This is a genomic window from [Zimmermannella] alba NBRC 15616 (assembly GCF_001570905.1).
Classification (GTDB): domain Bacteria; phylum Actinomycetota; class Actinomycetes; order Actinomycetales; family Microbacteriaceae; genus Pseudoclavibacter; species Pseudoclavibacter albus.
The window spans coordinates 25,099-51,367 of record NZ_BCSO01000001.1; the positions used below are offsets into that span (position 1 = coordinate 25,099).

Consider the following 26,269-nt stretch of genomic DNA (forward strand, 5'->3'; position numbering starts at 1 on the left):
CCCAAATCTGGTCACACGCGTGGTCTGCGTAGACTCTCGGGGTGAGTATTCAGGCGCTTGTCTCCGTTCTTCGTGGCTCTGAACGCTTCTCGGATGCGCTCTCGAGCGCCGAGCGAAGCGCCGACTTGACGCTCATCGACGGCATGCGCGGGCCGCTCATCGCCGGACTCCTCGCTGAACGGCCAGCTGAGGCGCGCTGCCTCGCCGCCATCACCGCGACGAGTCGAGAAGCCGAACAGCTGCGCAACGACCTCGCCGCCTACCTCCCTGACGCCACGATTGTCGAGTTCCCGGCCTGGGAGACGCTCCCGCACGAGCGCCTGAGCCCCTCAGCAGAAACCACGGGCCGCCGCATCGTCGCGATGCGTGAACTTGCGGAGTGGCAGCGCAGCGAGCGCAAGCATCCCTTCATCTTCCTCGCGAGTGTTCGCGCCGCACTCCAGCCGCTGCTGCCCGGCCTTGACTCGCCTCGCACCATCACGCTCGAGCGCGGATCTCGCGGCCACGACCTCGAGGCGCTTGCCCGCCAGCTCATCGAACTCGCCTACACGCGCGCCGACATGGTCACGCGCCGCGGTGAATTCGCGGTGCGCGGCGGCATCCTCGACGTCTTCCCACCTGAGAGCGACCACGCCATCCGCGTCGACTTCTTCGGCGACGAAGTGGACGAGATCCGCCCCTTCGCCGTGTCCAATCAGCGCTCGCTCGACCAGGAACTCGAGACGGTGCGCATCGCCCCGAGCCGTGAGCTCCTCCTCGATGAGGGCGTCCGCCAGCGTGCCCGCGAGATGGCGCCCGAGTTCCCGAACCTCGCGCAGATCCTCGAAAAGGTCGCTGAAGGCATCCCGGTGGAAGGGATGGAGTCGCTCGCGCCTGCCCTCGTCGGTGAACTCACCGACCTCACGCACTACCTGCCCGAGGACGCCGCGATCGCCGTCATCTCGCCCGAGCGCGTCGCCACGCGCGCGGCGCAACTCGCCGAGACGAACAAGGAGTTCCTCGCCGCAGCATGGAGCGCCGCAACTGCCGGCGCGGAAGCACCCATCGACCTGGGAGCAGGCGACTTTCTCACCGTGAACGAGCTGCATGCCCGGGCGGGGGAGCGCTCGTGGTGGACGCTGTCCCCGCTTCACCAGGACGATGAAGACCTTGCGCACGAGCTGCCCGGAGAAGCCGTGCCGAGCTTCTCCGGAAACGCCGAGGGTGCCCTCGCACACGTCGCGGCCCGACTCGGCGCCGGATGGAACGTCGTCATCGCTAGCCGCGGGCAGGGCCTCGTCGAGCGTGCCGCACAGCTCTTGTCTGAGCAGAGCCAGGCGGCCCGTCCCGTCGCGATGCTGCCGGGTGAACTCGAGGCGGGCGTCGCGTACCTCGTGCAGTCCGACCTTGGCAACGGCTTCGAGCTCGAGGAGACGAAGCTCGCCGTCCTCACCGAATCCGACTTCTACGGCCGCGCCGCAAGCCTCGACCAGCAGCAGCCAAAGAAGCTGGCCCGCAAGCGTCCCGGCACGGTCGTCGACCCGCTCCAGCTCAAGGCTGGCGACTACGTCGTCCACGAAACCCACGGCATCGGCCGCTTCCTCGAACTCGCGCAGCGGCAGATCATCACGAACGCCCGCACGAAGCAGCGCACGACCCGTGAGTACCTCGTCATCGAATACGCGCCCTCGAAGCGCGGCCACCCGGGCGACAGACTCTTCGTCCCGACGGACCAGCTCGACCAGCTCACCCGATACATCGGCGGCGAATCCCCCGCGCTCTCAAAGATGGGCGGCCAGGACTGGGCGGCTGCGAAGGGTAAGGCACGCAAGGCCGTCCGCGACATTGCGGTCGAACTCGTGAAGCTCTACTCGGCGCGCATGGCTTCGAAGGGCTTCGCATTCAGCCCCGATACGCCGTGGCAGCGCGAACTTGAAGAAGCGTTCCCCTTCGTTGAGACGGCCGACCAGCTGCAGACGATCGAGGAAATCAAGCGCGACATGGAGCGGCCCATCCCCATGGACCGCCTCCTCTCCGGCGATGTCGGCTTCGGAAAGACCGAGGTTGCTGTTCGCGCCGCGTTCAAGGCGGTGCAGGACGCGAAGCAGGTCGTCATGCTCGTGCCGACGACGCTCCTCGTGCGGCAGCACCTCGAGACGTTCACTGAGCGCATGGCCGGGTTCCCGGTCACGATCCGCGGACTCTCACGCTTCCAGACCGCGAAGGAAGCGGAGGAAACCAAGCGCGGCCTCGCGGACGGTTCGGTCGACATCGTCATCGGCACGCACCGGCTGCTCACCGACGGCATCACCTTCAAGGACGTCGGCCTCGTCATCATTGACGAAGAGCAGCGATTCGGCGTCGAGCACAAGGATGCGCTGAAGAAGCTCAAGACGAACGTCGACATCCTCGCCATGAGCGCGACGCCCATCCCGCGCACGCTCGAGATGGCGGTCACCGGCATCCGCGAAATGTCGACCCTCGCGACCCCACCGGAGGACCGCCAGCCGATCCTTACCTATGTAGGCCCGAAGTCCGATCGGCAGCTCACCGCCGCGATCCGTCGCGAGCTGCTGCGCGAAGGTCAGGTCTTCTACGTCCACAACCGGGTGTCCTCGATCAACCGCATTGCGGGCGAGATCGCGGAGCTCGTGCCGGAAGCTCGCATTGCCGTCGCGCACGGCAAACTTTCGGAGGCGCGCCTCGAGCAGGTCATCGTCGACTTCTGGGAGCGGAAGTTCGATGTGCTCGTGTCGACGACGATCGTGGAGACAGGCCTTGACATCCCGAACGCGAACACGCTCATCATCGACGACGCGGAACGCTACGGACTCTCGCAGCTGCACCAGCTGCGTGGGCGCGTGGGTCGTGGCCGCGAGCGCGGCTACGCGTACTTCCTCTACGACGGATCGCGCCCCCTCACCGAGACCGCGACTGACCGTCTCGAGACGATCGCGGCGAACAATGAGCTTGGTTCCGGCATGCAGGTTGCGTTAAAGGACCTCGAGATTCGCGGCGCCGGCAACCTCTTGGGCGGCGAACAGTCCGGCCACATTGCCGGGGTGGGTTTCGATCTCTACCTGCGCATGATCGGCGAGGCCGTGAACACCTTCCGCGGCGAGGAGCACGACGGGCCACGCGAGCTGCGCCTTGAACTGCCGCTGGATGCCCGCATCCCCGAGGACTACATCGCCTCGGAGCGCTTGCGTCTTGAGGCGTACCAGAAGCTCTCGAGCGCATCCTCGCCCCAGGCGCGGCCGGGCCAGATCGAGCTCGTGCATGAGGAGCTTGGCGACCGCTACGGTACGCCGCCCGCTGAGGTGGAGCAGCTGTTTGCGGTGTCGCGGATTCGGCGCCTCGCGGCGCGCGCTGGCCTCCATGAGGTGATCGTGGTGGGGAAGGCGTTGCGGATGTCGCCGGTGGAGCTTCCGGATTCAAAGCAGATGCGCCTGCGCCGTATGTATCCGGAGGCGAAGCTGGTGGAGGCGAGCAATTCGCTCACCTTTCCGCTGCCCGGCTCGCGCCTCGGCGAGACGGTCACGGACGCCGAACTCATCGAGTGGGTGCGCGGCATCTTCCGCGCCATCTTCGACGTCACCGACGAGGACACCCCCGAGCCCGCCGCGTCTTGATCACGGCGCTCAGGTCGCAGTTTCGACCCTAGGTGGCGATACCTCAGGTCGAAACTGCGACCTGAGTGAAGGGACCGGGAGTGAACGCACGAGATGTGGCGCTATCGGGAGTTGAAGAGCTCGTCGAGGTCGGTCTCGTCGGCCTCGACGGGGAGGACACTCGTGCCGTTCTTGGCGTTGAGGCGGATGAGGATGCCGGGGACACCGACGAGCACCGCACCGATGAACTCGCCGAGCAGCACCGACCACATGGCCGGCCACACGGGCTGACCATTCAGCTCGCCGGGCGCCTCGAGGTACACCGAGAACCAGGACCCCACAATCGCGACGAGGGCGGTGACAAGGGCTGGCCCGAGCAGCGCGATCGAGAGGCCCTTCCCGAGCGCACGCCACGAGATCCCGGGCATGATCGCGAGTGCTGCGACGACGAGTCCGTGGACGATGCCGTGCACGATCGGGAGGACGAAGACGACGAGCATCCCGGCGATCGGCCCGTTCGTGCCCTGGCCTGTTCGGGCAGTTTCGGCGCCGTGCGCGTCGATGAGGATGCAGCCCCAGATGACGTAGACGGTGAGCATGATCGAGCTCAGGATGGCAGCGGCAATGAAGACTCGCAGACGCTTCGCATCGTGCGTGAACTCCTGCGACCCGGCCCCGGCAGAGGCTTGACGGCCACCCCTTTGCTTGGATGGCAGCTTCCGTCCACGGCTTGTCTCACGCACGCCCCGAATCTACGTGCCCACATCCCGAACCCCGTGCCAACGCGCCCCAACAACGCGCTCAGGTCGCAGTTACGACCCTAGGTATCGATACCTGAGGTCGAAACTGCGACCTGAGCGGAGTGAAACGGGGCGGAGGCTCTACAGGCCCTTGCCCGACGGTGAGACGAGGATCTTCACCGCGGTCTCGTTGCGGTTGATGAGCGTGTCGAAGCCCTCCGAGATGAGGCCGTCAAGGCCGATCTTGCCCGTGATGAACGGTGCGAGGTTGATCTTGCCCTCCTCGACGAGCTTGATCGTGCCCGGGTGCGAGTTGACGTAGGCGATCGTGCCGCGGACGTCGAGCTCCTTGAGGACAATCTGCTGCATGTCGAAGGAACCGCGCTGGCCCCAGATCGACACGATGACGAGGACACCCTGCGGACGCAGTGCCTCAACGAGCGTGTCCATGGCGGGCTGCACACTCGTGCACTCGAAAGCGACGTCGGCGCCTCGGCCGTCGGTGAGCTTCTTCACTTCTTCCACGACATCCACTTCGCGCGGGTCGAAAGCGTGGTCGGCAACCTTCGTGTCGAGCGCCTTCTGACGACGAAGCGGCGAGAGCTCCGAGATGACCACGGTTGCACCCTGCGCCTTGAGGACTGCAGCAGTGAGGAGGCCGATCGGGCCTGCGCCACCAACGATCGCAACGTCGCCAGCCTTCGCGCCCGAGCGTTCAACGGCGTGGTAGCCGACCGAGAGCGGCTCGATGAGCGCGGCCTGGTCGAGCGGGACGTCGTTGGAAATCGGGTGCACCCAGCGACGCGCCACGGCGATCTTCTCGCCAAGGCCGCCACCTCGACCGGCAAGGCCGATGAAGTTCATGTCGGGGGAGAGGTGGTAGTCCCGGCTGTCGGGGCCGGTGTTAACGCCCTCGCGGATGATGTAGGGCTCCACGACCACGTGCTGACCGATCTCGAGGTCGGTCACGCCCTCACCGAGCGAGCTCACCACGCCCGAGAACTCGTGACCGAGGGTGATCGGTGCGTCCTCGCCGGAGATGGGGTGCGGGTGACCGGGCTTCGGGCAGAAGATCGGGCCGTCCTTGAACTCGTGGAGGTCGGTGCCACAGATGCCGCACCACGCGACATCCACGCCCACCTGACCGGGGCCGACTGTCGGCTCCTCAATCTCTTCGATTCGAATATCGCCGTTTCCGTAATACCGCGCCGCACGCATTGCGTCGATCCCTTCCGGCCGCCGAGACCGATCTCGACGGGCCACCTCCACCGTAGGCCGCCAACTTGTGAGGATCGTGCCCGTTTCGCCCGTCGTTTCGCGGCGCAAGCACCTCGTCGAGGTGCCCGAGCATCCCTGTACCGATTGCTCAGGTCGCAGTTACGACCCTAGGTATCGATACCTGAGGTCGAAACTGCGACCTGAGCGGAGGGGCCAGCGGGAGGTGCGAGCGCGCGAGCGAGGGGAGCGTGGAGGCGCGGGACGAGAGAATGGGGGCATGGGAGAGCGCGAGTATCCGGAACTGATTCGTCTCGTGGAGACGGTGGCCCGATTTCGGGGCGAAGGCGGTTGCGCCTGGTACGAGGCGCAAGATCACCGCTCGCTCGTGAAGTACCTCCTCGAAGAAAGCGCGGAGCTCGTCGACGCGATCGAGGAAGGCACCGCCGCGGATCGGCGCGAGGAACTCGGCGATGTGCTCTTCCAGGTGCTCTTTCACGCGGATGTCGCGAACCACGCAGCGAGCGAGGGTGAACGCTTTGACCTCGAGGACGTTGCCCGCGAGCAGCGCGACAAGCTCGAGCGCCGCAACCCGCACGTGTTCGGGCCGAATCCTACGCGCGACATTGACGAGATCATCGCGCTCTGGGAAGCAGCGAAGGCGCACGAGAAGGCCCACCGCACCAGCGTCCTCGACGGGATCCCGAAGAACTGGGATTCGCTCGCTCGTGCTACGAAGGTGATCGGCCGCGCCGCTGAGCTCGACATCACCGTGCCGGACGCCGCGCAACCCGCACCCGACACCGAAGCAGCGCTCGGCGAACTCCTGCTCGCTCTCGTCGCCGATGCCCGCACGAAGGGACTGAGCCCCGACCGTGCCCTCCGCGCCGCCACCGCGCGCCTCGAAGATCGAGTTCGTGCCGACGAGGCGAGTCGCGCCACCTCTTAGTGCATTTGTGAACGGCCGAGCACCTCTGGCCCCGGCAGGGGAGGCAGTCGGCGCGAGATGCCGTCATCAGCACCAGGCACCTCACCAGCGCTTGGCGAACAGTGCGGAGCCGGGTCATCCGTGTCGTCCACCTCGCCCGCTCGGCGAAGGCCATACACGAGCAGCGTCTGACCGAGCATGTAGGTGGGCATCACGATGAGTGCCCGAACGGTGTCGCCTGGGTCGAAGGCAAGCACAAACATCGACATCCCGAGCATCGCATTCGCGACGAGTGAGCTCAGGCCTCCCAGCGTTCCAGGCCAGCCAAGCCCCGTCGACAGGATCGCCATGAACACGACTACGACGACGTACAGCGGCAGCAGGCCCGCGAGCGATTCCGTACCCGGCAGGCACGCGCTCATCACGATCGCCCCCGCAGCGACATAAGGCAGCATGAGCACGCGGTTCGTCACAAAGCGACTGCGATCGCGGTGCGGCCAGAGCGTGAGCACCCAGGCGACATTCGAGCCAAAGAAGCACACCGCGCGCGTGAAAAACTGCGCGTCGCTGGCCATCCCGGTGGGGAGGACGTCGGCCGCCCAACACAATGCGAGCGCGACCGTCATGCTCAGGCGTTGCATCGGCGCAATCTTGTTCCGCGCACCCTGGTGCCTCGGTGCCAGCGCCCACACGAGCAGGACGGGAATGAACAGCGACTGTGAGGTTTGGCGCAGGGGTTGCCAACCGAGTACGAGGGCCACGACGTGCAGGACGCACACGAGGACAACGCCAGCCAGCGCGAACGGTGCGAGCCGTTCCTCGATGAGCTTGGCGATCCTCATACCTCTATTCAAGCCGATTTCTTGGCACCCATGAATCCATCACGGGATGCAGCAGTTGGGCCGCGGCGTGGAGCACAGGCCCGGCCCGCGGCGCAGCCCTTACTCGCGGCTCGCCACAACCTGAAACAATAGGGACGTGGCCACTCAGATCAGTTCTCCGCGCGGCATGCGCGACTTCCTGCCCGCCGACAAGCGACGCCGCGAGCGCATCCTCGCCATGATTCGCGAGGTGTACGCCGAACATGGTTTCGACGAGATCGAGACCCCGGTCGTGGAAGAACAGGCGCGACTGCACTCCGGGATGGGCGGCGACAACGAGAAGCTCTCGTACGCGATCATGCGCCGCGGCCTCGACCAGGATGCGCTCACGCAGGCTGCGGAGCACGGCGACCCGCTCGAGCTGAGCGACCTCGGCCTGCGTTTTGACCTCACGGTGCCGCTTGCACGATTTATCGCGAGCAACCGCGGGAGCCTGCCGACCGTCTTCCGCTCCCTGCAGATCGGTCCCGTGTGGCGTGCTGAGCGTCCGCAGAAGGGCCGCTACCGCCAGTTCGTGCAGTGCGACGTTGACATTTCCGGCGAGCCGGGGCCGCTCGCCGAGATCGAGCTCCTTACGGCAGGTGCAGCGGCACTCGTGCGTCTCGGGCTTGAGGCCTGCACCTTCCGTCTCAACGACCGCCGCATTCTCACCGGTGTGCTCGAAGCGGCCGGATTCCCGGCCGAGTTCTTTGGCGCCATCCTTATCGAGGTCGACAAGCTCGACAAGATTGGCGCGGATGGCGTGATTTCGGGCCTTCGTGCTGATGAGCGCCTCGCGGGCCACGGTCCGGCCATCGACCAGCTCGCCGACGCGCTTGCCGCGTGGGCGCCCGCCGTCGCTGCCGGTGTCGCCCTTGAACGGGATGCAATGCTCGCGCTCCTGCCCGGTGCCCTCGGTGAGCACGAGGGTGTCCTCGAAGCCGTCGACAGCCTCCTGTACATCGCGAACGGGGTCCAGGCTGCTGATGCGAAGCTGCCGCTTGTCTTCGACCCGACGCTTGTGCGTGGGATGGGCTACTACACGGGCACGATCGTTGAGGCTGCGCACCCGGAATCCGGCTCCTCGGTCGGCGGCGGCGGCCGCTACGACGGCATGATCGGTCGCTTCCTCGGTCAGGACGTCCCCGCCGCAGGCTTCTCGATCGGCTTTGAACGCATCGTGGACCTCGTCGACCTGGATGCGCTCGACGGCGGCTCGGGGGAGCGGCGCGACCTCGTCCTCCTCGCCGACAAACGCTGCGACCCCGCACAGCTCGCTGCACTCAAGGCGCGCTTCCTCGAGCCCGGCCGCCGCGTCCGCATCGAAAAGCGTCCGAAGAACCCGAAGACACTGCTCACGCAGCTCGCCGAGCAGGGCTACACGCACGTCGCCCACGTGCGCGAGGAACAGCTCGAGCAGCCTGAAACGCTCGAGCTCGTGCCGCTCTCGGGGAACTAAACCGATTCACCATGAGCCACGAGGAGGCACAGCCGGTGCATGACAACGCGCCCGACATGCTTGAACGCTTCCTCGTAGGTGAGGAGTACATCGCCGATCACCCTGAAATCGTGCGGCGAAACCGCCGCGCGATGGAGCTTGCCGATCGCTTCAACCGTGTCTGGGCAAGCGACCCGGAGGCTGGTGAATCGATTCTGCGGGAGCTGCTCGGTGGTATCGGCGAAAACACCACCGTGCGCGCACCCATCCAGATCGACTACGGCACGAACCTCACCATCGGTTCGCGGACGTTCATCAACTTCGGTCTCACCGCACTGGACGTCGTCCCCATTACGATCGGGGACGACGTGCAGATGGGGCCCAACATCCAGTTGCTTGCCCCCAGGCATCCCCTCGACTCGGAGCGTCGGATCGCCGGCTGGGAATCGGGCGAACCCATCACGATCGAAGACGGATGCTGGCTCGGCGGCGGTGTCATCGTGTGCCCTGGCGTCACGATCGGTCGGCGCAGCGTCATCGGCGCGGGTGCCGTCGTCACGCGGGACATCCCGCCGTTCTCCCTCGCCGTCGGGAACCCAGCACGGGTCATCCGAGCACTCCGCTAACGAGCGGGTTTGGATGCCGCGTGCAGCTGTTGTTCACACGTCTCGCTAGGATCGGACGTGGCTGGGAACGACCCCGGCACATCGGGCACGACGACCCCTGAGGAGCACTCCCGTGGCATACATCGACACGATCCACGCTCGCGAGATTCTCGACTCGCGCGGCAACCCCACCGTTGAGGTCGAGGTTCTCCTCGATGACGGATCGATGGGACGCGCTGCCGTCCCCTCGGGCGCATCCACCGGCGCATTCGAAGCCTACGAACTTCGTGACGGCGACGCCGAGCGTTACCTCGGCAAGGGCGTCCAGCAGGCTGTCGCCGCGGTCATCGACGAGATCGACCCCGAGCTTGAGGGCCTCGACGCCATGGACCAGCGCATTGTTGACGCTGAGCTCGTGGGCCTCGACGGCACCGACAACAAGAAGCGCCTCGGCGCGAACGCCATCCTCGGCGTCAGCCTCGCCGTTGCACACGCGCAGGCCGACTCCTCGGACCTCCCGCTCTACCGCTACGTCGGTGGCGCGAACGCACGCATCCTCCCCGTCCCCATGATGAACATCATCAACGGTGGCGCTCACGCCGACAACGGCGTTGACGTGCAGGAGTTCATGATCCTCCCGATCGGCGCTGACTCGTTCAGCGAGGCACTCCGCATGGGTACCGAGGTCTACCACCAGCTTAAGAAGACCCTCCACGGCAAGGGCCTTGGCACCGGCCTCGGTGACGAGGGTGGCTTTGCTCCCGACCTCCCGAACACCCGCGCAGCTCTCGACCTCATCGTCGAAGCCGTCGGCGCCACGAAGTACGAGATCGGCCGCGACATTGTCCTCGGCCTCGACGTTGCCTCGACCGAGTTCTACCAGGACGGCGTGTACAAGTTCGAGGGTGCTGAGCACTCGGCCGAGGACATGATCGCCTTCTACGAGCAGCTCATCCAGGACTACCCGATCGTCACGATCGAGGACGCCCTCGCTGAGGAAGATTGGGACGGCTACATCGAGCTCACCAAGCGCATCGGCGACAAGGTTCAGCTTGTCGGCGACGACCTCTTCGTCACGAACCCGGAGCGCCTCCAGAAGGGCATCGAGCTTGGCGTCGCCAACTCGCTCCTCGTGAAGGTCAACCAGATCGGTACCCTTACCGAGACGCTCGACGCTGTCGCCCTCGCGCAGCGCAACGGCTACACCGCCATCCTCTCGCACCGCTCAGGTGAGACCGAGGACACCACGATCGCGCAGCTCGCGGTTGCCACCAACTGCGGCCAGATCAAGACCGGTGCCCCGGCTCGTACGGACCGCGTCGCGAAGTACAACGAGCTCCTCCGCATCGAGGAAGAGCTTGGCGAGGCCGCCGAGTACATGGGTGCTGAGGCCTTCCCGCGCTACATCGCCAAGTAAGGAGTCATTCGACTCCACACCGCACGTCGTGCCGTCGCAAATTCGCGACGGCACGACGGCGTTCCGGGACAAACCAGCCTCGAGCCGGGACAATGGACGACATGGCTTCCTCACCCCGCGGCTTCACACTGCCTCGACTCCCCAAGCGGGAGAGCGGGGCCGATGGCGCCCGGGCAGCGAAGTCGAAGCCGAACGGGGCACGCGCGCAGCGAACCCCGGCCCGCCTACCCTCCATCGGCTCGATGATGGTCGTCCTCGCACTCGTCCTCGGCATCGTTATGCTCTCGCCGACGCTGCAGCAGTTCATTCAGCAGCGTCAGCGCATTGCGCAGCTCGGCGAAGAAGTCCAGGCCACCGAGCAGCACATTGAACAGCTCAAGCTCGAACAGGCGCGCTGGTCGGACCCCGCCTACATTGAGGCGCAAGCACGCGGGCGACTGCTCTTCATCCGCCCCGGTGACACGTTGTACCGCTTCGAAAACAGCGGCACCGCAACCACCCCCGAAACGAACAAGGTCGCCACGATCGAGCAGCGCCAGACCGAGCAGGACTGGCTTGGAATCACGATCGGCAGCTTCATGGTCGCCGGAACCTCAACCGATCCGGCCGCTGGCGGCGCCCAGTAACACGCCTTCGGATGGCAGCGAACCATGCCATCCCCAACACCCCACCTGAACCCCCGCCGAGGAGATGCCCGTGACCACCCCCTACGAACCCGCCAGCGAGGAAGACCTCGCCACGATCGAGGCGCAGCTTGGCCGCATCCCGCGCGGCGTCCTCGGGATCGGTGCGCGCTGCGTGTGCGGCAACCCGACGGTCGTCGTAACAGCACCTCGCCTCCCGAACGGCACACCCTTCCCGACGATGTACTACCTCACGCACCCGGCCGCCACCGCGGCCATGTCGACGCTTGAGGCGCAGCAGCTCATGGTCGAGATGCAGAACAAGCTCGCTGAGGACCCGGAACTGCAGGCTGCCTACCAGCGCGCCCACGAGGCCTACCTTGCCGACCGTGAAGCGATCGAGCACGTGGATGAGCTCGAGAACATCACGGCGGGCGGGATGCCGACGCGCGTGAAGTGCCTTCACGCACTCGCTGGCCACGCACTCGCGGCGGGCCCCGGCGTGAATCCGATCGGTGACTGGGCGCTTGACGTTTCCAGCTGGTCGCCGGATCGCTGCGCCTGTGCAGATCCCAGGACCTCGGTAAGCGAAGCGCAGTAGGCTAGGGGAGTCGCGACGCACTGCCCGGCGTCGCTGCTGAGCCCCAAACCTGAGGAGCTGTTCGCATGACTCGGATTCTTATCGTCGGTGGCGGATACGCCGGCTTCTACACGGCACTCGGCCTTGAGCGTGAGCTCGTACCGGGTGAGGCACAGGTCACGCTGGTTGACCCGCTGCCCTACATGACGTACCAGCCCTTCCTGCCGGAGGTCGCCGCTGGTGCGATCGAGGCGCGCCATGTCGTCGTCTCGCTCCGCAAGCACCTGCGCCACACCAAGGTCGTCACCGGTGAGGTCACCAAGATCTCGCACGCCGACAAGAAGGCCACGGTTGAGCCGCCGGTGGGCGACGCCTTCGACATCGAGTACGACGAGGTCATCGTCACTGCAGGTGCTGTTTCGCGCACCTTCCCGATCCCCGGCATCGCCGAGAACGCCATCGGCATGAAGGCCATCGAAGAGGCCATCTGGGTGCGTGACACGGTCGTCGACAACTTCTCGAAGGCCGCGAACATGGCCCCCGGCCCGGAGCGCGACCGCCTCCTCACCTTCGTTGTCATCGGCGGTGGCTTCGCAGGTATCGAAACCTTCGCCGAGATGCGCTCGCTTGCGACCGCACTTCTCGAAGAGCACCCCGCGATCCAGTTCGACGACGTCCAGTTCCACCTCATCGAGGCCGCACCGCGCATCATGCCGGAGGTTTCGGAAGAGACCGCCAACTGGGTTATCAAGAACCTTGCCGAGCGCGGCGCCACTGTCCACCTCAACACGCAGTGTGTCTCGGCGGTTGACGGCGTTGTCGAGACCTCGAACGGCGACACGTTCGCCAGCGACGTCATCGTCTGGACGGCCGGCGTCATGGCTGCACCGTTCGTAAAGTCGAACTCCGACCTCCCGGTCGACGAGCGTGGCCGCATCCTCGCCCGCGCCGACTTCCGCGTCGAAGGCGAGCAGGGCATCCTCGAGCACGCCTGGGCCGCCGGTGACGTTGCTGCTGTGCCCGACCTCTCGGGCGGCGGCGTTGGCGGCTACTGCGTGCCGAACGCACAGCACGCTGTTCGCCAGGGCAAGCTCCTCGCGAAGAACGTCGCAGCCACCATCCGTGGTGGCGAGCCGAAGGACTACTACCACGAGAATCTTGGTGCGGTTGCGGGCCTCGGCCCGGGCGTCGGTGCCTTCCGCAGCGGCGACTACGCGATCACCGGCTTCCTCGCCTGGCTCCTCCACCGTGGCTACCACGGCTACGCCATGCCGACGGTTGAGCGCAAGATCCGCGTCCTCATGGACTGGATCGGTGGTCACCTCCTCGGTCGTGACCTCATCTCGCTCACTGCTCGCAGCGACTCGCACGCCTTTTTCCGTCGCTACGCAGCCCGTCCGAAGGCTGACGCCTCGAAGAAGTAGCGAGGAGTTCACTCCTTCGCACGAAGCGGCCTTGTCCGATTGGGCGGGGCCGCTTCGGCGTCTCGGTGCAGTTGTGGCATGCTCGTTTCAGCCCGCACGCGGGCACGCCCCGATAGCCCAATTGGCAGAGGCAGGCGACTTAAAATCGCAACAGTCCGGGTTCGAGCCCCGGTCGGGGTACGAGTTGGCGCGCCGTGTGGCGAGTGCTCGGCTGACGCCCGGACTCGGGCGATAGCATCCACCCATGTTCGAGTGGCTCTGGATTGTGCTCGTGGCGGTCGCCGTGCTGCTTGTCGTGATCTTCGCGATCATGCTGTGGACGGCGAAGCGCAGCGTGACGAAGGCTCGTGCACGTGTCGATGAGGCGTGGGATGAGATCCGCGGGCACGTGCAGCGTCGAGGCGAACTGGTCGCCCAGGTTGAGGGTGTGCTCCGTGGCCGTGCCGGCCACGAGTCGGGTGCGCTCATGGAACTCGAAGCCGCCCGTGGTGAAGCCCTCGCCGCCGAGAAGCCGAGTACCCTCTCGAGGGCCGAGAACCGCCTCCAGGCGGCACTGCGCAAGGCATTCCACGTTGCCGAGGGGTACCCGGGGCTGCAGACCGATCGCGAGTTCTTGGAGCTTCGCTCGGAGCTGTCCGAGAGCGAAAACAAGGTGCAGGCCTCCCGCCGCTTCTACAACGGTTCGGTTCGTGAGTTCAACGCCAAGACGAAGACCTTCCCGAGCTCGCTCATGACGAAGGGCGAGCAGGAGCGCGAATTCTTTGACGCGGCAGATCGTGCTGCGATCGCGGAGCCTCCGCGCATCCAGTTCTAGGCCTCCCCTCTCAGACATCCTGCGCGAATTTCTGTCGCTCGGGGGAGGCTGTGTCAGGCTCTCCGCCAGAATCGTCAAGCTCGCCTTTCATAGACTTGAGGGATGAGCAGCGGACCCAGTGACGTCAAGCCCATCGATGAGCGTGCCGTTCCGGTTCCAGAAGCTGCCTTCGTGCCGCGGGCGATGCGGATCGCTGGAGCCTGGGCGTGGCGCATTGTCGCGATCGTGCTCGCGCTTATCCCGATTGGATGGGTGGTCGCGCAGGCATCGATTGTCGTCATCCCGCTCCTCGTTGGTGCGCTCCTCGCGGCGCTGCTTCGCCCGCTCTATGTGCGCCTGCTCAACTGGCGGTGGCCGAAGGCGCTCGCGCTCCTGACGACGCTCCTCGTGCTCATCGCAGCAGTCGGGGCACTCTTGACGCTCGTGGTGACGCAGCTTGCTGGCGGTCTCGACCTCGACATGGAACGTCTCACGGTGCAGTACCAGCGGGCGATGGAGTGGCTGCGGAACTCGCCGCTGCACGTGACCGAGCAGCAGCTCACCCAGGTGTTTGAGAACGCCACGAGCTGGCTGCAGCAAAACGTCTCGTCGATCCTTTCGCAAGCGCTCTCGGCTGGCTCGACCGCGGTGTCGTTCCTCACCGGATGCCTCGTCACGCTCTTTGCGCTCATCTTCTACCTGCTCGATGGCCGCCGGATTTGGCTGTTCATCGTCTCGCTCTTCCCTCGTCCTGCGCGTGCCGCGATTGACGGTGCCGCACAGCGCAGCTGGGTGAGTGTCGGCAGCTACGTGCGTGTGCAGGTTGTGGTCGCGCTCATCGACGCACTCGGTATTGCCGTCGGCGCACTCCTACTCCACGTGCCCTTCGCCATCCCGATCGGCATCATCGTGTTCCTCGCCGCCTTCGTGCCGTTCATTGGTGCGATCGTGTCGGGTTCGCTCGCCGTCCTTGTGGCGCTGCTCTATAACGACCCGATCAATGCGCTCCTCATGCTCGTCGTGGTCGTGGCCGTCATGCAGATCGAGGCCCACGTGCTGCAGCCACTCATCATGGGGAACGCCGTCAAGGTGCACCCGCTCGCGGTGCTCGTCTCGGTGAGTGCCGGATCGATCTTTGGCGGCATCGCAGGCGCTGTGTTTGCGGTGCCGATCGTGGCGGGGCTCAACGTCGCGATCAACTACATCGCCAGCGAGCAATGGCGGGGCCTGCCTGACCCGACGCGGTACCCGGAGGCGCAGCCCGACGAGCCTGAAGAGCCCGCCGTCCTCGGCGCGGCACGCGCCGTGCGGGAACGTTTCGCGCACTTCGGGGATGACAACGCCTCGGCGGACGAACCCCACGGTGCGACGGCTTCCGACGCGGCTGAGCCGGCGACCGAGGCGAATCCCCACATGACCCACTCCGACGTCAGCGGCGACGTCGATTCCGAGAAGAAAGAAGCGTGAACCCTGTGACGCACGAACTCCTGCCCAGCCTCGAAGAAATCGTCGCCGCGAGGGATGTCGTGAACGAGGTGGCGACGCCCACGCCGCTTGACTCCGCCCGCTTCCTCAGCGAGATCCTGGACACCCCGGTGTGGATCAAGTGCGAGAACATGCAGCGCACGGGGTCGTACAAGATTCGTGGCGCCACGAACCGTCTCGCGCACCTCACCGAAGAGCAGCGCAGCCGCGGCGTCATCGCTGCATCCGCTGGCAACCACGCCCAGGGGGTCGCCTTTGCCGCGCGCGAGCTTGGGGTCGAAGCGACGATCTTCATGCCGCTCGGAGTGCCGCTGCCGAAGCTTGCAGCCACCCGCGGCTACGGCGCGAAGATCGAGCTCGTTGGCCAAAGCTTCCAGGAAACGCTCGCTGCGGCACAGGCGCGCGCCGAGGCGACGGGCGCCGAGTTCATTGCGCCCTACGACCACCACGATGTGATCGTCGGCCAGGCGACGCTCGGCATGGACATTGTCGACCAGCTGCCGGATGTCGAGACGGTCATTGTGCCGATTGGTGGTGGTGGCCTCATCTCCGGTGTGACGGCGGCCCTCGTGCAGCTTGCGGAGCAGCAGCACCGCAAAGTGCGAATCATCGGTGTCCAGGCGCAGAACTCGGCGGCGTTTGCGGCCTCGCTCGAGGCGGGGGAGCCGGTGACGATTCAGGCCACGCCGACGATCGCAGACGGGATCGCTGTGTCGCGGCCGGGCAACCTCACCTTCCCGATCGTGCAGCGCTACGTCGATGAGGTCGTGACGGTAAGCGAGGATGACATCTCGCGCGCCATCCTGCTGCTTGTTGAACGCGCGAAGCTCGTGGTTGAGCCTGCCGGTGCGACGGCGGTCGCTGCGATCCTCGCCGGGAAGATCCGCGCTGAAGGGAACACGGTCGCGATCCTCTCGGGCGGCAATATCGACCCGATGATGCTCGAGAAGGTGATTTCGCGAGGCCTCACGGCATCCGACCGCTACGTGAAGATGACCTTCGGCATCTCGGATACGCCTGGCCAGCTCGCGACGATTTCGCGCATCCTCTTCGAAGAGCAGGCGAACGTCATTGAGGTGCTCCACACCCGGCACAACAAGGGGCTGCAGGTGAGCGAGGTCGAGCTCGAGGTGTCGGTCGAGACGCGCGGCACCGAGCACATGCGCAGGGTCGTGGATGCGCTCCGCGCCGCCGGCTACAACCCCCGCGTCGACCTCAACGACGAAACCTCGTAACGCGTCGACTCCCGGTGCTCAGGTCGCAGTTTCGACCTCAGGTTGCGAAACCTGAGGTCGAAACTGCGACCTGAGCGGGGAGGGGCCGAAACGCGCATCGCCCCGCCGGGCGTGGGCCGGGCGGGGCATTGCGAAGGGAGTGGATTACGGGGTGAACGTCTCGACGTTGACGATCTCAACCTCGACGGTCTTCCCGTTCGGCGCCTCGTACGAGGCCTTCTCGCCAACCTTGAGACCGAGGATCGCAGCACCCATGGCGCTCTCGCCCGAGTAGACGCGAAGTTCGGTCTGGTCGGCCATCTCGCGCGAACCAAGGAGGAACTTCGACTCGCGGCCAGCGATCTTCGCGGTCACGACCGTGCCGGTCTCGACGACACCCGAAGCCTCAGGTGCATCGCCAACCTGCGCGCTCTGAAGCATGATCTCGAGCTGACGGATACGAGCCTCAATCTTGCCCTGCTCGTCCTTCGCCGCGTGGTAGCCAGCGTTCTCCTTGAGGTCGCCGTCCTCGCGAGCCTCCTGGATGCGAGCAGCGATCTCTTCACGACCAGTCGTCGAGAGCTCATCGAGTTCCGCCTTGAGGCGGTCGAAGGTCTCCTGGGTGAGCCAGGTGACGGAGGTTTCAGACATGTGGAACGGCTCCTTGCTGTGGCAGCGGCGGTATCCAGGGAAGGGCCCGGATACAACCGAAGCCCCGACCGAGTGTCAGGGCTCGCGGACCATTCTACGGGATTTCAGCCTGAGAACGCAGACAGGACGCGCCTGAGCAGCGTCAGAACCACTCATTCGGTGTGGCCCATGCTGCTGAATCGATGCAGCATCCGGTTATGGAATCCAGCACTCCGCAACGAGCACCGTCGTCGGGACGCCGACCGTGTTGAGGTGGTAGCTCAGGTGCTGGAGATGCTGCTCGTTCGGCGGCAGCTCAACGACATCCCACCCCACAATCGCGTGGCGTTCATTGCGGGCTTCGATCGCGCAGGCGAGCGGCTTGCCTGCGGGTGCGTTGATCTGTGCGTCGATCGTGATGCCCTGCTGGTCGTCGTCCACCACAAAGCGGAGCGTGTCCGCACGGATCGATTCACTTGCCGCGCTGCCACTCAGCGTCGACAGCAGCCAGAAACCGAATACACCCACCGCAAGCACCGCGGCCACGATGCCGATGATGAGCGTCTGACTGAGCCCGGATACCCACTTCGATACCCGCGTGACGAGGGAAGGCCGCGTGCGTCCGTAACGTTCGTCAAGATTCGTCACGTTGGCATCTCCTGGGTGTGCGCCGGGCGGTTGGCCCGCGCGAGGGGTTTAGGCTCGTTCAAGGCTATCGCCCAGCGCGCCCGCACGTGAGAACGTGGCCGCGTCCAAACATCCCCCAGGAGCCAATTCGTGACCCTGCGCCTGCTTGCCGTGCACGCACACCCCGACGACGAGTCGTCGAAGGGAGCCGCCACCTACGCGTCCTACGTGGAACGCGGTGCGGAGGTCATGGTCGTGAGCTGTACCGGTGGCGAAGCGGGGGACGTCCTCAACCAGGGCCTCGAATCGCGCCGTCACGCTGAGCGCGACCTGCCGGGCCTTCGCCGCCTCGAGATGCGCGCAGCGCAGGACATCCTCGGTGTCGAACACCGCTGGCTCGGCTACGTGGACTCCGGCATGGCCCGCGAAGACGGATCGCTCGACTGGGGCACCTTCGCCTCGATCCCGGTGGAGATCTCGGTTCGTCCGCTCATCCGCCTCATCCGCAGCTTCCGCCCGCATGTGCTCGTCACGTACGACGAGAACGGTGGTTACCCGCATCCCGACCACATCCGGACCCACCTCATGTCGCTGGAGGCGTGGCAGAGCGCGGGAACGAACGCGTACCCGGAGCTTGGTGAGCCGTGGCTCATCTCGAAGCTCTACTACGACCGCACGATGAACGCCGAGCGCGCCCAGTCGATTGTGGACCGCCTCGCCGAGGCGGACGCCGAACCGACCCTTCGTGGGACGCTCGAAAAGGTGCTCGGTTGGATGAAGGAGAAGCCGTCCACGGTCACGACCCGCCTCGAGGTCGGCAGCTACTTCGCCCGCCGCGATGACGCCCTCCGTGCGCATGCGAGCCAGGTCGCACCCGATGACGAGTTTTTCTTCTCGGTGCCGCGCGAGCTCGAGCGCACGAGCTACCCCTACGAGGGCTATGAGCTCGTCGCGAGCCGCGTGCCGGTGTCGATTCCCGAAACCGACCTGTTCGCTGGTATTGATGAAGCAACCACGCAGGATGAGCTCCGCACAGCTGGCGACTACGTTGACCACGCGGCATTCGACGGAACGGCAGAGCTCAGCATTGGTCTGGAAGAGGCATCCGCATGATCGAACACTGGATGATGGACGCGGCGATCGCATGGACCGCGAACAACCCGACACCGTCGCCGACGCCCACCTTTGACCCGAACAAGGTCACCCCGGGCGTGCTGGGCTTCAGCGTCATCGCGATCTTCTTCGTGATCTGCGCGCTCCTCGTCTGGAACCTCATCATGCGCGTCTCGCGGATGTCGCACCGCAGCCAGGTTCGGGCAGAGCTCGCCCTCGAGAAGGCACGTGCGGAAGGTCGCGACCTTGACGCGAATGACCCTGACGCGGAAGGCATTTTCCGCCAGGATGATGCTCCTCGCGACGGCGAGCCTGGCGCTGAAACGCCGGAACGCTAGCGCGTCACCGTCATTCGACTCTCGCGCTCCTCACCTGCATGGGGGAGGAGCGCGGCCGCTTGACGCCTACCGTGGTGGGCTCAGCGGCGCTGACTCGATTTAGCCGAGGCTGACCGGATTCAGCGCAATGATGAGCACTGCCGTCCAATGGCAGAGGTAGGCGAGCACCGTGCACGCATGGAACAGCTCGTGGAAGCCGAAGTGGCCAGGCCACGGATTCGGCTTCTTCATGCCGTACGCGACCGCACCAATCGTGTAGAGGATGCCGCCGATGGCGACGAGCAGCATCATGACCCAGTTCGCCTGCAGCAGCGCGGGCAGGAACATGACCGCCGACCAACCGAGCGCAAGGTAGAGCGCGACATAGAGCCAGCGGGGTGCGCTCGTCCAGAAAATGCGGAAGAAAATGCCGAGGATCGCGACCGACCACACCGAGAAAAACAGGATGAGTGACTCCGGCTCGCGAAGGCCCAGCAGCGAAATCGGCGAGTAGGTGCTAGCGATGAGCAAGAAGATGTTCGCGTGGTCAAATCGTTTCAGCGCGAGACGCACCCTGGGTGACCAGTTGAAGCGGTGGTAGAGCGCCGAAATGCCAAACAGCAGGATCGAGCTCAAACCGTAGAGCGCACACACGAGCCGCGGCATGAGGCCGGGGGTGAACACAAGCAGCAGCAGCGTCGCAACGATCACGACCGGCAGCGCACCCGCGTGAATCCACCCACGCCAGCTCGGCTTGGGCTCGTGCGGCGAGTGGGCCGGGTCGTTGGCCTCAATCGTTGGCAGATGCGCATCGGTCGTGATGTTCACGCGTGACACGTTATCGCTCGCGGGCGTCGGACGACCTGAAGCCATGACATGACCCTGCAGCGAATGTCGCGCGTTCTCGGGATCGTGTCCGGTACGGTGAGTGCGTGCGACTCAAGGGAAAGTCCAGGGTGAAGAACGCCCTCTACCGCGTGTACATGCGGCGACTGCGTGCGGGCCTGGAAGGACGCCCCACCCCTCAGCACGTGGCCATGATCATTGACGGCAACCGTCGATGGGCAAAGCAGCTCGGCCTCGAGTCAGCCGCCTTCGGGCATCGCGCTGGCGCCGACAAGATGATGGAGTTTCTTGGCTGGTGCGATCGCGCAGGCGTCGAACGCGTCACCCTCTACCTGCTCTCGATCGACAACCTCACCGGCCGCTCGAGCGAGGAGCTCTCGGACCTCGTCGAGATCATCGCCGATCTCGCACGACGCATTGCCGCGAACACTCGCTGGCGCGTGCAGCAAGTCGGCCAGAAGGAACCTCTGCCAGAGCAGCTTGCGGCGACCTTGACCGAGGTTGAGGCGGCGACCGCAGGCCGTGAATGCGGCTCGGGGCAGGGACTCCACGTCAACCTCGCGGTCGGCTATGGCGGACGAAACGAAATCGTTGACGCCATCCGCCGCATCGTGAACAAGCATGCAGAGGACGGAGAGAGCCTCGAGGCGCTCGCGGCACGCATCACGCCGGAACTCATCGGCGAGCACCTGTACACGGGTGGTCAGCCTGACCCTGACCTTGTCATCCGCACCTCGGGCGAGCAGCGCCTCTCGGACTTCATGCTGTGGCAGTCAGCCCACTCAGAGTTCTACTTCGTGGAGGCGCTTGGGCCGGACCTGCGTGAGGTCGACTTTCTGCGCGCGCTCCGCGACTTCGCGGGCCGTCAGCGCCGTTTCGGCCACTAGGGGCTTGCCGGTCGTCGATCACCTCAACCGCACCGCCTTCGGTATCTCATTGAGCTGATCGAGTAGCGCGCAGCGCGTATCGAAATCACACGCTCGCGACGCGCCCCGCGTGTCGCTGATCCTGTGAAGCAGGTAAACAGGGTGTGTCACATTTGTCACATCCGTCACATGCGTGCACGTCACGCCCATCTCGCCACAGCCAGAAATGAACCCTCGGTAAACCATTGCCCGTTCGGCGTCTCCACCGGGGATTTTCAGCCTCCCAATCCAGGGAGCGCGACACCTGGCGGCCTACCGTGGAGGCATCAGGTCAACCACCTGATCGAGGCGGCCACATAAGTTCGACTCGACACCTCCGACCCCGTCGGCACGCGCCGAACGAAGTGGCCGCAGCGTCCAGTGACGAGCCTGCTGGGCCAACCCCGGCGGGCGGAGGAGCGGAATCCGTGACGACCGCGAATAGCACCCCGACGACCACGACAAACTTCGAGATGCACGACGGAGGGGAGGGGCGGTTCGCACAGCGCACGCGCACCTACGTCCTCGACACGTCCGTGCTGCTCAGCGACCCGCGAGCTCTGTTCCGCTTTGCCGAACACGCGGTTGTCATCCCCGTGATCGTCATCTCCGAGCTCGAGAAGAAGCGCCACGACCCCGAAATCGGTTACTTCGCACGCCAGGCGCTGCGCTACCTCGACAACCTCCGCGTGCAGCACGAACGCCTCGACTTCCCGATCCCGATCGGCGACGAAGGCGGCACGCTCCGCGTTGAGCTCAACCACTCCAACATGGCGGTGCTGCCGTCCGGCCTGCAACTCGGCGACAATGACTCCCGCATCCTCGCGGTCGCTCAGAACCTCGCCGGGGACGACCTTGACGTGACCGTCATCTCGAAGGACCTCCCGATGCGCGTGAAGGCCGCATCGATCGGTCTCGGCGCCGAGGAATACCGCGCCGAACTCGCCCGCGACACCGGATACACCGGCATGGCTGAGCTCGGCCTCTCGGGCGAAGAAATGTGTGACCTCTACGAGGATGAGCGACTCGAGACGGAGCTTGTGAGTGAGCTGCCGATCAACACGAGCCTCGTCATCAGCTCCGAGCGCGGATCGGCCCTCGGCCGCGTCGTCGGCAAGCACGAAGTGCGACTTGTCCGCGGCGACCGTGACGTGTTCGGTGTGAACGGACGCTCCGCCGAGCAGCGCCTCGCGATCGACCTGCTCCTTGACCCGAGCGTCGGCATCGTCTCGCTCGGAGGCCGCGCCGGTACCGGTAAGAGCGCCCTCGCGCTCGCGGCTGGTCTCGAAGCCGTCCTTGAACGCGGCCTGCAGCGCAAGATCATGGTCTTCCGCCCGCTCTACGCCGTTGGAGGCCAAGAGCTGGGCTACCTGCCGGGCGACCAGGACGAGAAGATGGGCCCCTGGGGTCAGGCGGTCTACGACACGCTCTCGGCGATCGTCTCGGACAACGTCATCGAGGAAGTGATCGCGCGCGACCTCCTCGAGATTCTCCCACTCACGCACATCCGTGGCCGCTCGCTCCACGACGCCTTCGTGATCGTGGACGAAGCGCAGTCGCTCGAGCGCAATGTCCTTCTCACGATGCTCTCGCGCATCGGCCAGAACTCGCGCGTGGTGCTCACCCATGACGTCGCTCAGCGCGACAACCTGCGCGTAGGCCGCCACGACGGTATCGCCTCGGTCATCGAGACACTCAAGGGCCACAAGCTCTTCGCACACATGACGCTGCAGCGTTCGGAGCGCTCGGACATCGCGGCGCTCGTCACGGAGCTGCTCGAGGACTACGAGATCCAGTAGGGGACGCCGCCGCCGCCACCTGTCGCGTTTCGGTTCTATCCGGCGCATTCCGCTCTGGAGAGTGGAGAGCCAAGATATTGCCGAAACGCGACAGCTCTGTTCGGGGCGGAGTCAGTGCTCCGGCAGCTCCGCAGTCTCGAGGGTGACGGCATCCAGCAGGATGAGGTTCTCTGTGAACGTCGAGCGGTCATGCGCGAGCCCGATCACCCGCGCCCCGTTAAGGAGCGCTTCGTAGCGGGTGTGGAAGTGGCCGTGGAACAGGATGCTGGGCTTGACGGCATCCACCACCTCGCGCACGCGCGTGCGGTGCTCTGCCGCGATCGCCTCATCCTCGGCGGGGAAGGTGCCGGGCGGGTAGCTGGACGGGGTGTCGACCCCAGCGGGGGAGTCGTGGCTTAGCATGACTTCCACCGCGCCCACCGAAGACGCTCGCTCGATGTCCTCGCGCGTGATCCGCTCCTCGGGCCACCAGCTCACGCCCGTCTGACGCTGTTCCCGGTCGACGCTGTGCGCGCCACCGAGCGCGAGCCAGCGGTGGCCGTGCCACTGCCAGCTGAAGCCGCGCGGCAGGTGCGTGATGTGCGAGGTGAGTGGGCGCGTGCCGTCCGCAGCGAGCGGATGCTGCAGTAGCACGTCGAAATTCTCGTGGTTGCCGTCGATGAAGAACAGCGGGGTGTCGCCGAGTACGAGGCCGAGCGTGTAGAGATACGAAAACTCGAACTGGTAGCCGAAATCGCCGAGGTGGATGATCGCGTCCGCGCCAGCCTGCTTGGCGTGACGAACCGCGTCCGCGGCGAACTCCAAACGCCCGTGCCAGTCGCCAGCGATGGCGAGGCGCTGCGGGGCAAGCTGATCAATATTCACGAACTCACGTTACTGCTGTTCGACGTCGAGAGAGACCATTTGATTGCGGCCAGCCTGTTGTGGATAAGTGCACGGGTCGGACGCTGGCATCCGCTACCGTTCGCCCCGTGGATGCGCGCGTACTCGATCTCCTGTCGGCCCTCGTGGCCGCGGCAGCGCTCGCCGTTGTCACGCCCGCGCTCATCCGCGCGGACCTTCGCGAACACCGCCTCCCGAATAGGCTTGTTGGCATTGCGGCAGCAGGACTGGGCGCGGCGCTCCTCGCCGAGTGGGTTCTGACAGGCCGCATCCCGACGGCGGCGCTCCTTGCTGCTGTGGGCGCGGGCCTCTTCTACCTGGTGCTGTCGATCGCGGGCGGCATGGGGATGGGGGATGTGAAGCTCTCGGCCGTTCTGGCGGGTGGCGCCGCGCTTGTCTCAGTGAGTACGGCCATCGCGAGCTTCCTGCTGGCGTTCCTCCTCGGCGGGGTATGGGCGCTCGGATGGATCGTTCTTCGCAGCATCCGGCGCATGACGCGGACGCCTGCACAAGGTGAGGATGACGGTATCGGCAAGCACACTCACGGGAGCAACATTCCTTTCGGCCCCGCCATGCTGCTCGGCCACTGGCTGTGCGTCCTCCTGTGGATCGTTGCAGGGGTCCTTGGGTAGGGATTGCGTTCGTGCTCGGTGGAACAAACTCAACAAACGACAGTGGCGGCGAATCCCCCAAGGGATCCACCGCCACCGCGCGTGCTGAACCGATTTAGAGGTTCGGCGAGGTCATCGAGAGGACGTCGAGCTTTTCGTCGAGCTGAGCCTCGGTGACTTCACCGCGCTCGACGTAGCCGAGGTCGATGACGGCCTGACGGACCGTAACCTTGTTGGCAACCGCGTGCTTCGCGATCTTCGCAGCAGCCTCGTAGCCGATGACGCGGTTGAGCGGCGTCACGATCGACGGCGACGACTCAGCGAGCTGGCGGGCACGCTCTTCGTTGGCCTGAAGGCCCTCGATCGTCTTGTCGGCGAGGACGCGTGCCGAGTTCGCGAGGAGGCGGATCGACTCGAGGAGCGCCGTACCCATGACCGGGATCTGGACGTTGAGCTCGAACAGGCCCGAAGCACCAGCGGACGTGATGGCGGCGTCGTTACCGATGATGCGCGAGCACACCATGAGCACGGCCTCGGGGATGACCGGGTTCACCTTGCCCGGCATGATCGACGAGCCCGGCTGGAGGTCGGGGATGTGGAGCTCGCCAAGACCCGTGTTCGGGCCCGAACCCATGAGGCGGAGGTCGTTGTTGATCTTGATGAGCGAGACGGCGATCGTCTTGAGCACACCCGACGCCTCAACGAGGCCGTCGCGGGCACCCTGCGCCTCGAAGTGGTCCTTCGCCTCGGTGAGGGGGAGCGATGCGTTCGAGGCGAGCTCGGCGATGACCTGCTCCGAGAAGCCCTTCGGGGTGTTGATACCGGTACCGGTCGCGGTGCCGCCGAGCGGAACCTCAGCAACGCGCGGGATCGAGGTCTCGACGCGCTCCTGGCCGAGGCGGATCTGGCGAGCGTAGCCAGCGAACTCCTGGCCGAGGGTGACCGGGGTGGCGTCCATGAGGTGCGTGCGGCCGGCCTTCACGGTCGACTTCCACAGCTCAGCCTTCGCCTCGAGTGCCTTGGCGAGGTGGTCAAGACCCGGGACGAGGTCGTTGATGAGCGCGTCGGTGACGGCAACGTGCACCGAGGTCGGGAAGACGTCGTTCGACGACTGCGAAGCGTTCACGTGGTCGTTCGGGTGGACGCGCTCCTCAGCGCCGTCCGCCTCGAGCTTGCGCGATGCGAGGGTCGAGAGGACCTCGTTCATGTTCATGTTCGACGACGTGCCCGAACCGGTCTGGTAGACGTCGATCGGGAACTCACCGAGGTGCTGGCCCTCGATGATCTCCTCGGCAGCGGCAACGATCGCCTGCGAGCGCTTCTCGTCGAGGATGCCGAGCTTGGAGTTGACGATCGCGGCGGCGCGCTTGATGCGGGCGAGGGCGATGATCTGGCCCGGCTCAAGGGTCGAACCGGAGATGGGGAAGTTCTCGACGGCGCGCTGCGTCTGTGCAGCGTAGAGGGCGTTCTTCGGAACGCGAACCTCGCCCATCGTGTCGTGCTCGATGCGGTACTCGGTCTCGTTGGCCACGGTGGAACCTTTCGATCAGTGGGGCGGTGTCACCTCAGGTGAGTGACTCCAGGGTATCGGCGGAACTCGAACACTCGGTGGGACTGCTCGAGGGGG

At 65.6% G+C, this 26,269-nt stretch carries 24 protein-coding genes and 1 tRNA gene; 17 read left to right on the plus strand and 8 right to left on the minus strand.

Annotated features, from left to right (window positions below; translation table 11 throughout):
- Nucleotides 1-41: 41 nt before the first annotated feature.
- On the plus strand, nucleotides 42-3,611 hold the full coding sequence (mfd, locus tag ZAL01S_RS00130; RefSeq protein WP_066077993.1) for a transcription-repair coupling factor: 3,570 nt from the start codon (nucleotides 42-44) through the stop codon (nucleotides 3,609-3,611).
- A gap of 101 nt (nucleotides 3,612-3,712) precedes the next feature.
- Here mfd and ZAL01S_RS00135 read toward each other — a convergent pair whose 3' ends face one another.
- Nucleotides 3,713-4,333, minus strand: a complete 621-nt coding sequence (locus ZAL01S_RS00135; protein WP_066077998.1) for a hypothetical protein — start codon at nucleotides 4,331-4,333, stop codon at nucleotides 3,713-3,715.
- A gap of 138 nt (nucleotides 4,334-4,471) precedes the next feature.
- A complete protein-coding gene (locus ZAL01S_RS00140; protein WP_066078001.1) occupies nucleotides 4,472-5,548 on the minus strand; it encodes a 2,3-butanediol dehydrogenase in 1,077 nt (358 codons plus the stop codon).
- 277 nt (nucleotides 5,549-5,825) lie between these two features.
- Here ZAL01S_RS00140 and ZAL01S_RS00145 point away from each other — a divergent pair, with 277 nt between their 5' ends.
- Nucleotides 5,826-6,494: a MazG nucleotide pyrophosphohydrolase domain-containing protein gene (locus ZAL01S_RS00145; protein ID WP_066078004.1), complete on the plus strand. Its 669-nt coding sequence runs from the start codon at nucleotides 5,826-5,828 to the stop codon at nucleotides 6,492-6,494.
- On the opposite strand, the gene ZAL01S_RS00150 is transcribed toward ZAL01S_RS00145, so the two are convergent.
- Nucleotides 6,491-7,315 carry a lysoplasmalogenase family protein gene (locus tag ZAL01S_RS00150; RefSeq protein WP_066078008.1) on the minus strand — a complete coding sequence of 275 codons (825 nt, stop codon included), beginning with the start codon at nucleotides 7,313-7,315 and terminating at the stop codon, nucleotides 6,491-6,493. The genes ZAL01S_RS00145 and ZAL01S_RS00150 overlap by 4 nt on opposite strands.
- Nucleotides 7,316-7,451: 136 nt before the next feature.
- Between ZAL01S_RS00150 and hisS the strand changes: the two genes are divergently transcribed.
- The 10 genes from hisS to ilvA all read left to right on the plus strand — a co-directional run bounded on the left by hisS (nucleotide 7,452) and on the right by ilvA (nucleotide 16,933).
- Nucleotides 7,452-8,792 carry a histidine--tRNA ligase gene (gene hisS, locus ZAL01S_RS00155; protein WP_066078010.1) on the plus strand — a complete coding sequence of 447 codons (1,341 nt, stop codon included), beginning with the start codon at nucleotides 7,452-7,454 and terminating at the stop codon, nucleotides 8,790-8,792.
- An 11-nt stretch (nucleotides 8,793-8,803) separates the two neighbouring features.
- Entirely contained in the window at nucleotides 8,804-9,397 is a 594-nt protein-coding gene (locus ZAL01S_RS00160) for a sugar O-acetyltransferase (RefSeq protein WP_066078015.1), read from the plus strand.
- 112 nt (nucleotides 9,398-9,509) lie between these two features.
- Complete coding sequence (gene eno / locus ZAL01S_RS00165; protein WP_066078023.1) at nucleotides 9,510-10,793, plus strand: phosphopyruvate hydratase; 1,284 nt, start codon at nucleotides 9,510-9,512, stop codon at nucleotides 10,791-10,793.
- Nucleotides 10,794-10,894: 101 nt separating this feature from the next.
- Nucleotides 10,895-11,419: an FtsB family cell division protein gene (locus ZAL01S_RS00170; RefSeq protein WP_159421518.1), complete on the plus strand. Its 525-nt coding sequence runs from the start codon at nucleotides 10,895-10,897 to the stop codon at nucleotides 11,417-11,419.
- A 70-nt stretch (nucleotides 11,420-11,489) separates the two neighbouring features.
- The gene (locus tag ZAL01S_RS00175; RefSeq protein WP_244875277.1) at nucleotides 11,490-12,017 is read left to right on the plus strand and encodes a DUF501 domain-containing protein; all 528 of its coding nucleotides are present in this window, start codon (nucleotides 11,490-11,492) and stop codon (nucleotides 12,015-12,017) included.
- A gap of 65 nt (nucleotides 12,018-12,082) precedes the next feature.
- Nucleotides 12,083-13,420, plus strand: coding sequence for an NAD(P)/FAD-dependent oxidoreductase (locus tag ZAL01S_RS00180; RefSeq protein WP_066078032.1), 1,338 nt, complete (start codon nucleotides 12,083-12,085; stop codon nucleotides 13,418-13,420).
- Between the two features lie 106 nt (nucleotides 13,421-13,526).
- A tRNA-Leu gene (locus ZAL01S_RS00185) sits at nucleotides 13,527-13,600 on the plus strand.
- Nucleotides 13,601-13,664: 64 nt separating this feature from the next.
- A complete protein-coding gene (locus ZAL01S_RS00190; RefSeq protein ID WP_066078037.1) occupies nucleotides 13,665-14,234 on the plus strand; it encodes a LemA family protein in 570 nt (189 codons plus the stop codon).
- A gap of 102 nt (nucleotides 14,235-14,336) precedes the next feature.
- Nucleotides 14,337-15,680 (plus strand): AI-2E family transporter, encoded by a 1,344-nt coding sequence (locus ZAL01S_RS00195; RefSeq protein WP_066078039.1) that lies wholly within the window; start codon nucleotides 14,337-14,339, stop codon nucleotides 15,678-15,680.
- Nucleotides 15,677-16,933, plus strand: coding sequence for a threonine ammonia-lyase (gene ilvA, locus ZAL01S_RS00200; RefSeq protein ID WP_066078042.1), 1,257 nt, complete (start codon nucleotides 15,677-15,679; stop codon nucleotides 16,931-16,933). The genes ZAL01S_RS00195 and ilvA overlap by 4 nt, the downstream gene beginning before the upstream one ends.
- A gap of 144 nt (nucleotides 16,934-17,077) precedes the next feature.
- Here ilvA and greA read toward each other — a convergent pair whose 3' ends face one another.
- Entirely contained in the window at nucleotides 17,078-17,563 is a 486-nt protein-coding gene (gene greA / locus ZAL01S_RS00205) for a transcription elongation factor GreA (RefSeq protein ID WP_066078044.1), read from the minus strand.
- A 195-nt stretch (nucleotides 17,564-17,758) separates the two neighbouring features.
- Nucleotides 17,759-18,190, minus strand: a complete 432-nt coding sequence (locus tag ZAL01S_RS00210; protein WP_066078047.1) for a DUF4307 domain-containing protein — start codon at nucleotides 18,188-18,190, stop codon at nucleotides 17,759-17,761.
- A gap of 129 nt (nucleotides 18,191-18,319) precedes the next feature.
- On the opposite strand from ZAL01S_RS00210, the gene mca reads away from it, so the two are divergent.
- Complete coding sequence (gene mca, locus ZAL01S_RS00215) at nucleotides 18,320-19,282, plus strand: mycothiol conjugate amidase Mca (RefSeq protein ID WP_083522920.1); 963 nt, start codon at nucleotides 18,320-18,322, stop codon at nucleotides 19,280-19,282.
- The gene (locus ZAL01S_RS00220; RefSeq protein ID WP_066078049.1) at nucleotides 19,279-19,620 is read left to right on the plus strand and encodes a hypothetical protein; all 342 of its coding nucleotides are present in this window, start codon (nucleotides 19,279-19,281) and stop codon (nucleotides 19,618-19,620) included. Before mca ends, ZAL01S_RS00220 begins: the two co-directional genes overlap by 4 nt.
- A 99-nt stretch (nucleotides 19,621-19,719) precedes the next feature.
- Here ZAL01S_RS00220 and trhA read toward each other — a convergent pair whose 3' ends face one another.
- Nucleotides 19,720-20,472 carry a PAQR family membrane homeostasis protein TrhA gene (gene trhA / locus ZAL01S_RS00225; protein WP_083522921.1) on the minus strand — a complete coding sequence of 251 codons (753 nt, stop codon included), beginning with the start codon at nucleotides 20,470-20,472 and terminating at the stop codon, nucleotides 19,720-19,722.
- 110 nt (nucleotides 20,473-20,582) lie between these two features.
- Here trhA and ZAL01S_RS00230 point away from each other — a divergent pair, with 110 nt between their 5' ends.
- Together ZAL01S_RS00230 and ZAL01S_RS00235 are read left to right on the plus strand one after the other, a co-directional pair.
- Complete coding sequence (locus ZAL01S_RS00230; RefSeq protein ID WP_066079225.1) at nucleotides 20,583-21,332, plus strand: isoprenyl transferase; 750 nt, start codon at nucleotides 20,583-20,585, stop codon at nucleotides 21,330-21,332.
- 491 nt (nucleotides 21,333-21,823) lie between these two features.
- A complete protein-coding gene (locus tag ZAL01S_RS00235; protein ID WP_066079228.1) occupies nucleotides 21,824-23,149 on the plus strand; it encodes a PhoH family protein in 1,326 nt (441 codons plus the stop codon).
- A gap of 111 nt (nucleotides 23,150-23,260) precedes the next feature.
- Here ZAL01S_RS00235 and ZAL01S_RS00240 read toward each other — a convergent pair whose 3' ends face one another.
- Nucleotides 23,261-24,013 (minus strand): metallophosphoesterase family protein, encoded by a 753-nt coding sequence (locus ZAL01S_RS00240; RefSeq protein WP_066078052.1) that lies wholly within the window; start codon nucleotides 24,011-24,013, stop codon nucleotides 23,261-23,263.
- Nucleotides 24,014-24,120: 107 nt separating this feature from the next.
- Between ZAL01S_RS00240 and ZAL01S_RS00245 the strand changes: the two genes are divergently transcribed.
- Entirely contained in the window at nucleotides 24,121-24,663 is a 543-nt protein-coding gene (locus ZAL01S_RS00245; RefSeq protein ID WP_066078056.1) for a prepilin peptidase, read from the plus strand.
- Between the two features lie 94 nt (nucleotides 24,664-24,757).
- On the opposite strand, the gene ZAL01S_RS00250 is transcribed toward ZAL01S_RS00245, so the two are convergent.
- Entirely contained in the window at nucleotides 24,758-26,173 is a 1,416-nt protein-coding gene (locus ZAL01S_RS00250; RefSeq protein WP_066078059.1) for a class II fumarate hydratase, read from the minus strand.
- Nucleotides 26,174-26,269 lie beyond the last annotated feature (96 nt).